Below are 13910 nucleotides of genomic sequence, written 5' to 3' on the forward strand. Positions count from 1 at the left end.
ACGATTACGAACGACGGCGGTATTCTATCAGAACGATTCCCACGAGCACCAGCAGCAGGACGCCGAAGGCCGTATAGGCCACCGTCTCGGTCATATCCACCGATTTCGGGAAGAACGAGAGTTCTACCTGATGCTTACCCGGTTGGATCTGCAAGGCACGCAACACATAGTCCACACGTCCCAGCTCCACCGGCTTCCCATCGACGGTAGCCGTCCAACCCGGATAATAGATCTCCGAGAACACGAGCACCCCACCCTTGTCTGAGTTCACGTCGTAAGTCAGACGATTGGGCTCGTAGCCAGTAATCGTCACGATGCTGGTCGTATCCTGTTCGGTGGCCTCACCCAACTGCGTCTTGAACTTCACATCGGCCACCGCCTGATGACGCAGCGCGAGTTTACCGAGCGCCGCTATCTCGTCATTGGCATTCTCCACATACTGTATCTCGTCAACGAACCAGGCATTGCCATACACATATGGGTTCTGTATGGGTACGGTCTGACCGCCCTCCAAGGGGAAGATAAAGTATTTCGTGTTCAGCATGTTCAGCACAGGACAGATACTGTCACCGTTCACCTGTGTCATGTCACCACCGGCCTCTGCCACCGCCTTCGTAAGCGACTGCATCTCCGGTGCGATATACGCCTCTATCAGTTCCTGATAACGACGCAGTTTGGCGGCATGATAACCACCGATGCTCTTATGATAGTAGCTGGTCTCATTCTCGTTGAACGTGTTCGAGGCGAGATTCAGCACACGATAGTCAAGACTCTGATCACGCAGTATCAGCTCATCCGTCTGTGTCTTCTGCTGGGGTGCCTCGCGCTCCGATGCCGGTACGAACATCTCGTCGTTCAGATAACGCTTGTTCACCTGCCACAGGTCAATCAGGCACAGCACCAGGATAGCTCCTACCATATAGTTGGCCTTCAGTTTACCATACTTGTAAAGCAGCAGGATACCCGTTCCGATGACGATGATCCAGAACGTACGCCAGCAGTCGGCCGTGAATACTGCCTGTCGCATCTCCGTCAGGTTGCTCACCAACGGTTGGAAATACTCTGCAGGCAGTCCCTGCAGGGCATGCATCTCCGCCGAGGAGATGAAGCTGCTGAAGAACACCGATGGCATCACAGCGAACAGCAGGGCGATACCTGCCGTCAGACCGAAGGAGATCAACAAGTACTTGTTGACAGCCCCAGTCTCACGACTCTCCCAAATCCTCATCAGCTCCCTCAGAGCCAACATGGCCAGCAATGGTATCGTGAACTCAGCGATTACCAGAATCGAGGCCACCGTACGGAACTTAGCGTACATCGGTACATAGTCGAGGAAGAAGTCTGTCAGTCCCATGAAGTTCTTACCCCATGAGAGCAGGATCGACAAGATGGTTGCAGCCAGCAATGCCCACTTCACGGGTCCCTTCACGATAAACAGTCCCAGGATGAAGAGCATCATCACGAAGGCACCCACATAGACCGGACCCGAGGTGCCCGGCTGTTCACCCCAGTACTGTCCTATCTGCTGATAGATCGTTGTGAAGTTATTGTCGGCATGTTCCATGGCCGTCTCGTTCATGCTCAACGGCATCGAGGCACCACCCTTCGTGTTCGGAATCAGCAAGGTCCATGTCTCGTCGATGCCATAGCTCCACTGAGTGATATAGTCGCGCTCCAGACCGCTGCTGGTCTGGTTGGCACTGTTCTCCTTCACCAGTTCACTCTTGCCACGCATCGTCTCCTGACTGTACTGCCAGGTGTGATAGAGGTTTGACAGGTTGATGCACAGACCGATGGCTGCTCCGGCGACACATACCGCCGTTGCCTTCATGAAGCGTGCCAGCTGATGCTCGCGGATGGCCTCTATCAGCCAGGCGATGACCATGAACAAGATGATAAACAGATAATAATAGGTCATCTGCACATGGTTCGCGTTGATCTCAAAGGCCGTGAAGACAGCCGTGACCAGCAGTCCCCACAGGTATCGTCCCCGATAGGCCAGTACCACACCGGCAATCATCGGCGGCAGATAGGCCAGTGCCCAGACCTTCCAGATATGTCCGGCGGCGATGATAATCAGGAAATAGGTCGAGAACGCCCAGATGATCGATCCGAGCGCCGCCAGATGCTGTCGGAAGTCGAAGGCCCGCAACAGGATATAGAATCCCAACAGGTACACGAACACATACCACACGTTCTCTGGCAGCCACAGGTGATAGGCATTAACCACCTTCGTCAACAGGTCGGTAGAGCCATATGAAGGCGCAGTCTGGTAGGTCGGCATACCCCCGAAGAGGGCATTGGTCCAACGACTGCGCTCACCTGTCTTCTGCAGGTATTCGATGCCCTCCTGTCCGGCGCCGCGCCCAGCAGAGGCATCATGACGATAGAGGATACGTCCCTCGATGTCGGCAGGGAAGAAGTAAGCGAAAGCCAGAACGGCGAATAACAGCACTACCAGCACGTCGGGCAGGCATTTCTTCAATAAAGTCATATCTTGCAAGTTTTTAATTCTGTGTGCAAAGTTACGAATTAATTAAGAATTAGAATTAAGAATTAGAATTATTTTGTACCTTTGCAGTAAATTATGGAAGATCTCATCATCACCAGTCTGCAGAACGCCAAGGTGAAGCACCTGGTAGCCTTGCAACAGAAATCCTCACTGCGTCGTGAGGAGGGACTCTTCGTGGTCGAGGGGCAGCGCGAGATCGGGCACTGCATCGCCTGCGGCTACGAGGTGGTCGAGGTATTTAGAAGATCGGAGACGGGAGACGGAAAACTGGAGACGGGAGACGGAAGGCATAAAACCTATGTAGTCTCACCACAGGTCTATGAGAAGATGGCCTATCGCGGTTCCACGGAAGGCATCATCGCCGTCGTCAAGTGCAAGCAGCACGACCTCTCTATTCTGGATTCCCTCTTCTCAAGGAACAGCGCCCCACTCCTGGTCGTGCTGGAGCGTGTAGAGAAGCCCGGCAATCTCGGTGCCATCCTACGCACGGCCGAGGCCGCCGGTGTGGACGCCGTCATCGTGTGCGATCCCCTGACCGACGTCTATAACCCCAACCTCATCCGAGCCAGCATCGGTGGTGTGTTCAGTGTACCTGTGGCCGTATGCACCTCACAGGCGTGCATCGCTTTCCTCAAGGAGCATCAGGTGAGCATCCTCACGGCCCAGTTGCAGGACTCCTACGAATATTACGACTACGACATGCGTCAGGCCACAGCCATCGTCATGGGTACGGAGTCGACAGGCCTTACCGACCAATGGCGCGAGGCTGCCGATGCCCATATCCGCATCCCCATGCTTGGTCGTCTCGACTCGTTGAATGTCAGCGTCTCCGCTGCCATCCTCATGTACGAGGCCGTCCGCCAGCGCCACAAAAAAAAATAGAAATGAAAATAGGAATGATAGTAGCGATGGACAAGGAGTTGCAGCAGCTCCGTCCATTATTCCCCGAAGACAAAGTCATCCTCCAGAAGAGCGGCATCGGCAAGGTGAACGCCGCCATTCAAGCCATCGAGATGATTCGTCAGTATAAGCCCGATGTCATCATCTCCTCAGGCTGTGCAGGAGGCAACGGCGACGATATCAACGTACAGGATGTGGTGGTGAGCACCCAACTGGCCTATCATGATGTATATTGCGGAACGGCCATCGACGACTCTACCGTCTACGGTCAGGTGCAGGGTCTCCCTGCCCGCTTCGACGCCGATCCCCACTTACTCGAGATTGCCCGCTCCCTGAGCCTCTCCACCGCCCCCATCCACGTCCACCCCGGCCTCATCGTCACCGGCGACTGGTTTGTCGACTCCAAGGACAAGATGCGCGAGATCATCGGCCATTTCCCCGAGGCTAAGGCCGTCGACATGGAGAGTGCCGCCATCGCCCAGGCCTGCTATCTCAACAAGGTGCCGTTCATCTCGTTCCGTGTCATCAGCGACATCCCCCTGCGCGATACCGACGCCTCGATGTATCATGACTTCTGGAACACCATCGCCGAAAACTCGTTCCACGTCACCAAGACATTTATTGAAAGTCTCTAACCCAGAAAGCATTATGGAAGTTATACAGAGTTTCACCATCGACCACACCCACCTGAAGCCAGGTATCTACGTATCACGCGAGGACAAGGGGTTCACCACCTTCGACCTGCGCATTACCGAGCCCAACCAGGAGCCGGCCGTGGCGCCTGCCGCCATGCACAGTCTGGAGCACCTGATGGCCACATGGTTCCGCAACAGCGAGGCCAAGGATGATGTAGTGTATGTCGGTCCTATGGGCTGTCTCACGGGCATGTATATCATCATGACAGGCTCATATACCGTCGAGGACATGCGTCGTCTGACCATCGCGTGCCTCCAATGGATTCTCACACAGACAGAGGTGCCTGCCACCCGTCCAGAGGCCTGCGGCAACTATCTGCTCCACGACCTCCCCATGTGCAAGTGGGAGAGCGCCCGTTACCTCGACCGTCTGCAGAACGATTTCCACTGCGAGTACACCAAACTCCAGATCACCCTCGACGACGGCAAGGTCTTCGCCGACGCATAACACGAGGCTATTAACAACGAGCTTCTTCGTTGTCATCGCAATATTAGGTCTTTCAGGGGGGGGGATCTTTGGCTTAAAGAGATGCCTCCTATGAGTTGTTCAGATAGGGTTTACGAGTCATGGAGATAGGGCCTATACCCCTATAGGGATTATCTCCATCAGTCGTAGATGACGTCTCTTTCACCGAAAGGGATTATCTCTTTCACCCATAGTTGGGGGGATATATTTGTGACGGATGACGGATATGACGGATGTTTTTAGAGTTTTCTCGCGTGTACGCAGGAACTTTTGCGGCGCCGAAAGTTCCTGCGTACACGCGTGAGGGTTTTACAGAAACCATCTGTCATCCGTCATCCGTCACACAGGAGGGGAGCGAAAATGTATGTGATGTACTTGTTCCATGAGCTATCAATATAAGTCAGGGAACAAAGATACAAAATAAAATCGAAAATTAGGTGTATGCATGCAGTGCATGCACTGCATGCATACATCATAAACAACTGATTATCAGTATATTTTAGAATACACAAGTTCAACTCTATCCTCGCTTAATCGCAGCCCTGAGTATCCACTCGAGCCTGCTCACGCTCGATAGAGTTTGAACAAGTTCAACTCTATCCTCGCTTAATCGCAGCCTTTTTACGTTGGTCGTGGTCGAGGATGACCTTGCGCATACGCATAGACTTCGGTGTGACTTCCACCAGCTCGTCTTCCTTGATGTACTCAAGGCACTCCTCCAGGCTCATGACGGTCTTCGGGATGATACGGGCCTTATCGTCGGTACCAGAGGCACGGACGTTCGTCAACTGCTTGGCCTTGCAGACATTCACCACAAGGTCGTTGTCATGGACATGCTCGCCGACCACCTGACCGGCATACACATCCTCACCGGGATCGATGAAGAACTTACCACGGTCCTGCAGTTTATCGATGGCGTAGGCAAAGGCATTACCGGTATCCATGGAGATCATCGAACCATTCACACGACGCTCGATCTCGCCCTTATAGGGCTGATACTCCTTGAAACGGTGGGCCATGATGGCCTCGCCCTGTGAGGCGGTAAGCACATTGGTACGCAGACCGATGATACCGCGCGAGGGGATATCGAACTCGATATTCACGCGCTCGCCCTGACTCTCCATCGAGGTCATCTCACCCTTACGACGGGTGACCATGTCGATCATCTTCGACGAGAACTCCTCGGGCACGTTGATGGTCAACTCTTCCACCGGCTCGTGCTTCACGCCGTCGATCTCCTTATAGATAACCTGGGGCTGACCGACCTGCAGCTCGTAGCCCTCGCGACGCATGGTCTCGACGAGCACGGAGAGGTGGAGCACACCACGGCCTGAGACAATCCACTTGTCGGTAGAGTCCTCGAAGGGCTCCACACGCAGGGCGAGGTTCTTCTCCAGCTCTTTCTCCAGACGGTCATTGATATGACGTGAGGTGACAAACTTACCTTCCTTGCCGAAGAACGGGGAGTCATTGATCGTGAAGAGCATCGACATCGTAGGCTCGTCGATGGCAATCGGCGGCAGCGGCTCGGGGTTCTCCAAGTCGCAGATGGTGTCGCCGATCTCGAAACGGTCGAGACCGATCACAGCACAGATATCGCCACAGTCGACACTCTCGGTGCGCACATGACTCATTCCCTCGAAAATATGGAGTTCCTTGATCCTGGTCTTCTCCAGCGAACCGTCGCGGTGACTGATGGTAACCTGCATGCCGTCCTTCAACTGACCGCGGTGTACACGACCCACGGCGATACGGCCCTGGTAACTGGAATAGTCGAGCGACGTGATGAGCATCTGAGGTGTTCCCTCAATCTGCTGCGGGGCAGGGATTACCTCGACAATCTTATCGAGCAGATAGGTAATATTGTCGGTAGGATTCTTCCAGTCCTCACCCATCCAACCGTTCTTTGCGGAGCCATAGACCACGGGGAAGTCCAACTGCTCTTCGGTGGCGTTCAATGAGAACATCAGGTCGAACACCATCTCATAGACCTCCTCAGGGCGACAGTTAGGCTTGTCGACCTTGTTGACCACCACGATCGGCTTCAGACCGATCTGCAGGGCTTTCTGCAGCACGAAGCGCGTCTGGGGCATCGGGCCCTCGAAGGCGTCGACGAGCAGCAGACAGCCGTCGGCCATGTTCAACACACGCTCCACCTCACCACCGAAGTCGGAGTGACCCGGAGTGTCGATGATATTGATTTTCACACCCTTCCAGGTGATTGATACGTTCTTTGATAAAATGGTGATGCCACGCTCTCTCTCCAAGTCGTTAGCATCGAGTACTTGACTGCTGAGATTCTGTCCCTCACGGAAGAGATTTCCAGCCAGCATCATCTTGTCCACAAGCGTTGTCTTACCGTGGTCAACATGTGCGATAATTGCAATGTTTCTGATATCCTGCATACCTAATCGTTGATTTTTCGGCTGCAAAGGTACAAAAAAAGACACAGATAACACAGATTTTCCGGAAGAATTTTCCATGAACACGCATGCGGATATGAAATCTGTGGCCGAAAAATTTGGCAGATTGCAGAATTAGTTGTACCTTTGCAGCCGCATTTCGGAAAATCCGAAGCATCCCACGACGTATACCGCCTGGTGATTAGGGAGGAAGCGCGTCGGAAAGATGTTTATGCAAAGATCATTTAATCACAATTATTATGTACTTAGACAAAGCTAAAAAGCAGGAGATCTTCGGTCAGTATGGCAAGAGCGCCACAGATACCGGTTCTGCAGAGGCACAGATCGCCCTCTTCTCTTACCGTATCTCTCACCTGACGGAGCACCTGAAGAAGAACCACAAGGACTACAACACAGCTCGTTCGCTGACCATGCTCGTTGGTAAGCGTCGTAAGCTGCTGAAGTACCTCTACACGAACGACATCAATCGTTATCGTGCTATCATCAAGGCCCTCGGTCTTCGTAAGTAAGCAAATAGCAAGAACAAAAAGTAAGGCTCGCATCGCTGCGGGCCTTTTTTTATGTCTTGTCGTCAAGAACCGTTTCCGGGTGGTTCAGTCGCTGATCTCCTCAAGGGGCTTCATCACGAACGCACGCTGCTGCATCTGCGGATGGGGGATTTTCAGATCAGGCTCGTCAACGGTCAGATCGTCGTAGAGCAGGATATCAATGTCAATGGGACGATCGTGGTAGATGGAAGACTGGACACGCGTCGTGGCGTGGCGGCGCCTCTTGCCCAACTCACGCTCGATCTTCTGCGTAGCCTTAAGCACCTGACGGGGCGTAAGGGCGGTCTCCACAAGGATGACACCGTTGAGGAACTTGTTGGCCGACTCATAGCCCCACGGCTCGGTCTCGATCAACGACGACTGGCGGGTAACCTCGCCTACTCGTTCGGCAATCAGGGCGATTGCCTTTCGTATATTCTCCTCACGATCGCCGAGGTTGGAACCTAAACCCAAATACACCTGATGTTCCATCTCCCGTCTCCCGACTTCTGACTCATCAATCATCCACAATCAGCATCGCATCGCCGTAGCAACCGAACCGATAGCCGTTCTTGACGGCCTTCTTATAAGCCTCGTACACGAGCTCATAGCCACCAAACGAACACTGTGTCATCATCATCGTCGACTCGGGGTGATAGAAGTTGGCCACCAGGGCATTCGCCATACCGAACTCATAGGGAGGGAAAATGAACTTATTGGTCCAGCCCTCGTATTCCTTCAGCATGCCATCAGTGCCGACGGCCGTCTCTGTGGCACGGGCCGTACTGACACCTACCGCACAGACACGGTGACCCGACAGTTTGGTCTTATTCACGATGTCACAAGCCTCCTTAGGGATGAACATCTGCTCAGATGACATCTTGTGCTTCGTGAGGTCCTCGACCTCGATGGGGTCGAAGTTGCCAAGACCGCAGTGCAGGGTGATATAAGCGAAGTTGATGCCACGGATCTCCATGCGCTTCATCAGCTCACGACTGAAATGAAGACCGGTGGCAGGGGCCGTCACTGCACCCTCGTTCTTCGCATAGATAGTCTGGAACATATCCATATCCTCTTCATGGGCAGGACGTCTGTCGATGATATAACGAGGTAGCGGGGCAGCACCCAGAGCGAACAGCTCACGCTTAAACTCATCGTGCGGACAGTCGTACAGGAAGCGGAGCGTACGACCACGGCTAGTCGTATTGTCGATAACTTCGGCCACCATCGGTCCATCCTCCTCGAAGAAGAGTTTGTTACCGATACGGATCTTACGGGCCGGCTCTACCAGCACATCCCACAGGCGCAGGTCGGCATTCAGCTCACGGAGAAGGAACACCTCGATCTTGGCATCGGTCTTCTCCTTCGTTCCATAGAGACGGGCGGGGAACACCTGTGTGTCGTTGAAGATGAAGGTGTCATCCTCGTCGAAGTAATCCAGGATATTGCGGAAATCAAGGTAGACGGGATTGCCTTCCTCGTCTTTCAGATCCTCACCGTTCTCATCCTTCTTGGTCATCTCGATCTCCCCACTCTTACGATGCACAACCATCAGTCGGCACTCATCACGATGGTATGACGGTTCCAACGCGATCTGCTCCTCGGGGAGTTTAAACTTAAACTGCGATAACTTCATATGTCTCTGATATAATTACTTGATTGTTTCTTCCTCCTTCATCACCTTGTCGAGCCACGCAGGGAACTCGTCGAACGTCAGACAGTCCTCGATACGCACATCGCCCAACCGTGTCCGACAGAGCGCCGTCAGGAAAGCGCCACTGTTCAGTGCGTAACCGATGTCGCGTGCCAGCGACCGGATATAGGTGCCCTTGCCACAGGCCACACGAATCGACATCTGCATCGTCGCCGGATCGAAGTCGGTCAGCTCGATCTCGTCGATATGAACCGGCTTGGCCGCTAAGGTTACCTCCTCACCCCGACGCGCCATCTTATAGGCGCGATGACCGTCGACCATACAAGCGGAATAGGCCGGTGGTACCTGCATGATGTCACCAACGAACTGAGGCAGTGTCTGCAGGATCAGTTCACGGGTGATATGCTTCGTCGGATAAGTGTAGTCGACCGTATGCTCACGGTCAAAACTGGGCGTGGTAGCTCCCAGCTGGAGCGTCGCCGTATATTCCTTGGAATGGAGCTGCAGTGCCTCTATCTGCTTCGTGGCCTTGCCCGTGCAGAGGATCAGCACCCCTGTGGCCAGGGGATCGAGGGTCCCCGCATGCCCCATCTTGACTCTTTTAACTCTCAGCCGCTTGGAGACGAGATAACGGATATGCGCCAACGCCCCGAAACTCGACATCCGATATGGCTTGTTGATATATATGTATGCTCCTTCCTGAAAATTCATTAGTCAACCATTGCGAGTGAATGCCCTGTGAGCAACAAGATGATGATGATGGTGCCCACCACGATGCGATACCAACCAAAGGCCTTGAAGCCGTACTTGGTGAGATAGTTGACAAACCACTTCATGGCCAACAGGGCCACGACGAAGGCGATGGCACAGCCCAGAAGCAGCATGGCGATATTATGACTGGTGGCCCAGGACGTCTCCTCCTTCATCAGGTCGAGCACGTCGAGCAGAGTAGCACCCGCCATCGTCGGCACAGCCAGGAAGAACGAGAATTTGGCAGCGCGCCGACGGGTGAGACCCTGGGTCATTCCACCCACGATGGTGGCCATCGAGCGCGACACACCGGGGATGACGGAGATACACTGGTAGAGACCGATCTTGAAAGCACGGCGCTCATCAACCTTGTTCTCCTCGTTCCCCTTGTTGAACAGTTTATCGCAGAAGAGCATAAACACACCTCCTGCCACCAACATCACAGCTACCACCTCGACACTGTCGAGCAGCCAGTCGAGCAGACCCGACTTCTTGGCCAGCAGACCGATCACCACGGCGGGCAGCACACCCACGATGAGCAACCAGTAGAAATAATACTTGTGCTTGAGACGCTGGAACAGAGAGCTACCCTCGGGAGCCGGTGTATTATCGAACTGGAAGAAGCGTTTCCAATACAGGCATACCACCGACAGGATGGCACCAAACTGTATAATAAAGGTGAAGGCGTGTACGAAGGGATCGCCTTGAGGCACGCCTAACAGGTTCTGTGCAATAATCATATGTCCTGTCGACGACACCGGCAGGAACTCCGTCAGGCCCTCAACGATTGCTATAATAACCGTCTGAATCCAATCCATTCTTCAAATATATTATCTTAATCCCTCGGTTTTCTTACGACAGCATAGATCATGGAGATAAAGCCGATCAGGCATATCACCGGCGCTACCTTCGTGCGACGCACACTGAAGATGTCGGGCTCGAAAGCCTCGGCAGAGGTGTTCGGTCCTATCATCAACAGAAAACCGACGATGACCACAACCATGCTGACTGCCAGCAGGATGAAATTCACTTTATCAAACGCAAAATTCTTCTTATCCATAATGATATCCTCTATTCATTAAATCTTATACAGCTCACCGGCCGACATCCGCAGGAACTTGTTCACCGAGATATACGAACAGGCCTCGGTGATGATGATGCCGAACAGGAAGACCGCCAGCGCGGTGATCAGCAGCTCACGCCATGTGATGATGGTCATCACATTGGGCTCATAGCAATAGAGCGCATAGGCACAAGCGCCCAATACGACATTGGCGATCAGGGCGGCAACGATGCCCACCATCAGTCCTTGTCGCATGAAAGGACGACGGATGAAATTCCACGAGGCACCGACCAACTTCATCGTGTGGATGGTGAAGCGACGCGAGTAGACACTCAGGCGCACCGTGTTATTGATCAGGGAGAACGAGACAAAGGTCAGCAACAGAGCCAGTACCAACAGCAGGACGTTCACCTTTCCCAGATTACGGTTCACACTGTCAACCAGATCGACCTGATAAGCCACATCGGTCACCTTCGCATTCTTCCGCAACTCGGCGGCAATCCACTTCAGGGAGTCACGGTTCGCATAGTCGGACCACATCTGCAGTTCGAGGGTAGCAGGGAAAGGATTGACACCCAGAAACTCGGAAGGGTCGGAACCCATCGCCGCCGTCTGTTCCTTCAAGGCCTGCTCACGGGTGACAAACTCAACACTCTTGGAGTAGGGACGCTGACGGAGATTCTTACACAGCACTTTCGCATCGGCCTGCGTCGCATCGTCGCTTAGCATCACCGTCACCGTCAGGTTCTCCTTCACCCACTGCGATAGATTACGCGAGGTCTGTACGGAAAAAACAACCAGACCTAACAGCACCAAGACCATCGCCGTGCTGATACACAGTGTCACCAACTGTACGCCACGATGATTGCCGGCATACTTCCTACGTCTCTTCATGAACTACTTTACGTACGTAATTGAGTTTGCAAAGTTACAACATTTTAAGCGAACGCGCAAATTTTTTTGCCACAGATTTCATAGATTAACACGGATTGATGGAAAAAACTTCTTGAAAATCTGTGTTATCTGTGGCCTTTTTTGTACTTTTGCATCCTGTTATGAGTACCATCATCTACCCCTCGCCCATCTTCGGTCCCGTACACAGTCGCCGACTGGGCATATCACTGGGCATCAACCTGTTGCCAGCCGACGGGAAAGTATGTTCGTTCGACTGCATCTACTGTGAGTGTGGTTTCAATAAAGACCACCGTCCTACCCTTCCCTTCCCCAAGCGCGAGGAGGTAGCCAAGCATCTGGAAGAGACGCTCCGGAAGATGGCTGCCGACGGACAGTTGCCCGACGTGCTGACATTCGCTGGCAACGGAGAGCCGACCTGTCATCCGCAGTTCGCAGAGATCATCGACGACACGATCCGGTTGCGCGACCAGTACTGTCCCGAGGCCAAGGTGTCGGTACTGAGCAACTCAACCTTCATCCATCGTCCACAGGTTCACGAGGCGCTGATGCGGGTAGACAATAATATCTTGAAGCTCGACACCATCGACCCGACCTACATCCAGAAGGTGGACCGTCCAAACGGTGCATACGACGTACATCAGATCATCGAACAGATGAAGGCCTTCGACGGACATCTGATTATCCAGACGATGTTTATGAGGGGGGAGACAGAAATCGGGAGTCAGGAGTCAGTGGATAATACCGGTGAGGAGTACGTAGGCCCGTGGCTTGAGGCGGTGAAAGCGATCAGACCACAACAGGTGATGATCTACACCATCGACCGGGAGACGCCTGCACAGGGTCTGCTCAAAGCGACACACGAGCAACTCGACGCCATTCGCGACAGGGTCATCGCTGCCGGCATCCCCTGCACGGCTTCCTATTAAGACTTCTCTTCAAATTACACTTTATCAGATGTCAGTAGGGCTGCTTTCGGTCTGATTGTCATAGATGCCCCAGACACGGGAAGTCCATATTGCGTTCTTATAGTCAATGATCTTTGTCCCCATGATCTCTATTTGCTTCAAGTGTTCCATCTCGCTGGGCCAACCATTGTAAAAGTAGCTGTATTGCTCTACATCAGTCACTGTGGCATCCTCAAGTTCCTGCTTTTTTATTTCATCATTGACTTTCCCAGCATACTCATCACTCAATGTCAAATTGATATAGTTGCCTATGGTCTCTTTGAGGTCTTCTTTAGGAATGGTCGTAACAGTCCGTCCGCTTATGAAATAATCATCCTCAAAACCATACTCCTCGCTGCTTTTATCATAGCCACAGACAACGGTTGTTTGCTCTGGCCATCCGTGGGCATCTGTATCGTCGCTTTCGGTCTTGCCTATTGCGAATGAGTTACCATGCAGAGAGAAAAGCAACTTAAGATCCGCGCTGTTCTCAATATATGCCTTCTCATCAGCGAATTGAAGGGTCATCTGCGACTCGAACCGTGCCCGTGGTAAGGCTTCATTCAATTGAGGCCGGCAACTGTACAGTGAGTCTAAGAACGACTTAATCATTTTTCGTGAGAATTCCTTGATTTCCTTCCAGTTCTTGATGTGCTCTATTCTTCCGTATTCGTCTGTGGTGATAATCGTATTGATGTCTCCAGTTGCCTCCACAAGCGACTGCATGATATGTGTCATCAGGGTATCCTTACCGAAATCGACTTTCGTCTCCAATGGTATGCACTCTATCTCGTAACTGGTTGCTGTAGAGTCTCTCACAATCAATTGAAATGTACTTAGCATCTGGCGCTCCACAATCGTGTCATTGTCCTTAACCTTGGCTCTAAGGTCTTGGTATTGATAGGTCAAGGTGTCGTTCTTGCAGAAAAAGGCAACGACGTTGATGGTGGTATCTTTGTTTTCCTGCTGTGCCGTCATCAACTGAGCAACAGACGGAAGCGCCAAAGCTCCAAACAACAATGAAAGGATAAGTTTTTTCATATCATATAAATTTTGATGTT

General features: G+C 52.7%; 14 protein-coding genes. 5 read left to right on the top strand and 9 right to left on the bottom strand.

Features of this window, described 5'->3' with window-relative positions; all coding sequences use genetic code 11:
• Positions 1-4: 4 nt before the first annotated feature.
• Positions 5-2494 (bottom strand): YfhO family protein, encoded by a 2490-nt coding sequence (locus BMY63_RS06660; protein ID WP_091915556.1) that lies wholly within the window; start codon positions 2492-2494, stop codon positions 5-7.
• Positions 2495-2587: 93 nt separating this feature from the next.
• Here BMY63_RS06660 and BMY63_RS06665 point away from each other — a divergent pair, with 93 nt between their 5' ends.
• Genes BMY63_RS06665 through BMY63_RS06675 form a run of 3 tightly spaced genes read left to right on the top strand, consistent with a single transcriptional unit; the run spans position 2588 to position 4555 of the window.
• Positions 2588-3394 carry a TrmH family RNA methyltransferase gene (locus BMY63_RS06665; RefSeq protein ID WP_091915558.1) on the top strand — a complete coding sequence of 269 codons (807 nt, stop codon included), beginning with the start codon at positions 2588-2590 and terminating at the stop codon, positions 3392-3394.
• Positions 3395-3396: 2 nt separating this feature from the next.
• Positions 3397-4047, top strand: a complete 651-nt coding sequence (mtnN, locus tag BMY63_RS06670; protein WP_091901440.1) for a 5'-methylthioadenosine/S-adenosylhomocysteine nucleosidase — start codon at positions 3397-3399, stop codon at positions 4045-4047.
• A 13-nt stretch (positions 4048-4060) separates the two neighbouring features.
• On the top strand, positions 4061-4555 hold the full coding sequence (locus tag BMY63_RS06675; RefSeq protein WP_091901438.1) for an S-ribosylhomocysteine lyase: 495 nt from the start codon (positions 4061-4063) through the stop codon (positions 4553-4555).
• Between the two features lie 614 nt (positions 4556-5169).
• Here the strand turns inward: BMY63_RS06675 and typA are convergent.
• Complete coding sequence (typA, locus tag BMY63_RS06680; RefSeq protein WP_091901436.1) at positions 5170-6978, bottom strand: translational GTPase TypA; 1809 nt, start codon at positions 6976-6978, stop codon at positions 5170-5172.
• A gap of 257 nt (positions 6979-7235) precedes the next feature.
• Between typA and rpsO the strand changes: the two genes are divergently transcribed.
• The gene (gene rpsO / locus BMY63_RS06685; RefSeq protein WP_091901434.1) at positions 7236-7505 is read left to right on the top strand and encodes a 30S ribosomal protein S15; all 270 of its coding nucleotides are present in this window, start codon (positions 7236-7238) and stop codon (positions 7503-7505) included.
• A gap of 84 nt (positions 7506-7589) precedes the next feature.
• On the opposite strand, the gene folK is transcribed toward rpsO, so the two are convergent.
• Genes folK through BMY63_RS06715 form a run of 6 tightly spaced genes read right to left on the bottom strand, consistent with a single transcriptional unit; the run spans position 7590 to position 11884 of the window.
• Complete coding sequence (gene folK, locus BMY63_RS06690) at positions 7590-8015, bottom strand: 2-amino-4-hydroxy-6-hydroxymethyldihydropteridine diphosphokinase (RefSeq protein WP_091915861.1); 426 nt, start codon at positions 8013-8015, stop codon at positions 7590-7592.
• 25 nt (positions 8016-8040) lie between these two features.
• Positions 8041-9159, bottom strand: a complete 1119-nt coding sequence (queA, locus tag BMY63_RS06695) for a tRNA preQ1(34) S-adenosylmethionine ribosyltransferase-isomerase QueA (protein WP_091915560.1) — start codon at positions 9157-9159, stop codon at positions 8041-8043.
• A 15-nt stretch (positions 9160-9174) separates the two neighbouring features.
• A complete protein-coding gene (gene truB, locus BMY63_RS06700; protein ID WP_091915562.1) occupies positions 9175-9888 on the bottom strand; it encodes a tRNA pseudouridine(55) synthase TruB in 714 nt (237 codons plus the stop codon).
• Positions 9888-10745 carry an undecaprenyl-diphosphate phosphatase gene (locus BMY63_RS06705; protein WP_091915564.1) on the bottom strand — a complete coding sequence of 286 codons (858 nt, stop codon included), beginning with the start codon at positions 10743-10745 and terminating at the stop codon, positions 9888-9890. The genes truB and BMY63_RS06705 overlap by 1 nt, the downstream gene beginning before the upstream one ends.
• A 17-nt stretch (positions 10746-10762) precedes the next feature.
• Positions 10763-10990, bottom strand: a complete 228-nt coding sequence (locus BMY63_RS06710) for a DUF3098 domain-containing protein (RefSeq protein WP_177178408.1) — start codon at positions 10988-10990, stop codon at positions 10763-10765.
• Positions 10991-11005: 15 nt separating this feature from the next.
• Complete coding sequence (locus BMY63_RS06715) at positions 11006-11884, bottom strand: cell division protein FtsX (RefSeq protein WP_091915567.1); 879 nt, start codon at positions 11882-11884, stop codon at positions 11006-11008.
• 161 nt (positions 11885-12045) lie between these two features.
• Between BMY63_RS06715 and BMY63_RS06720 the strand changes: the two genes are divergently transcribed.
• Positions 12046-12831, top strand: a complete 786-nt coding sequence (locus BMY63_RS06720; RefSeq protein WP_091915569.1) for a radical SAM protein — start codon at positions 12046-12048, stop codon at positions 12829-12831.
• 24 nt (positions 12832-12855) lie between these two features.
• Here the strand turns inward: BMY63_RS06720 and BMY63_RS06725 are convergent, their stop codons facing one another.
• A complete protein-coding gene (locus BMY63_RS06725; RefSeq protein ID WP_143065743.1) occupies positions 12856-13890 on the bottom strand; it encodes a hypothetical protein in 1035 nt (344 codons plus the stop codon).
• Between the last annotated feature and the right edge of the window lie 20 nt (positions 13891-13910).

The sequence above is a fragment of the Prevotella aff. ruminicola Tc2-24 genome, assembly GCF_900110895.1.
Classification (GTDB): Bacteria; Bacteroidota; Bacteroidia; order Bacteroidales; family Bacteroidaceae; genus Prevotella.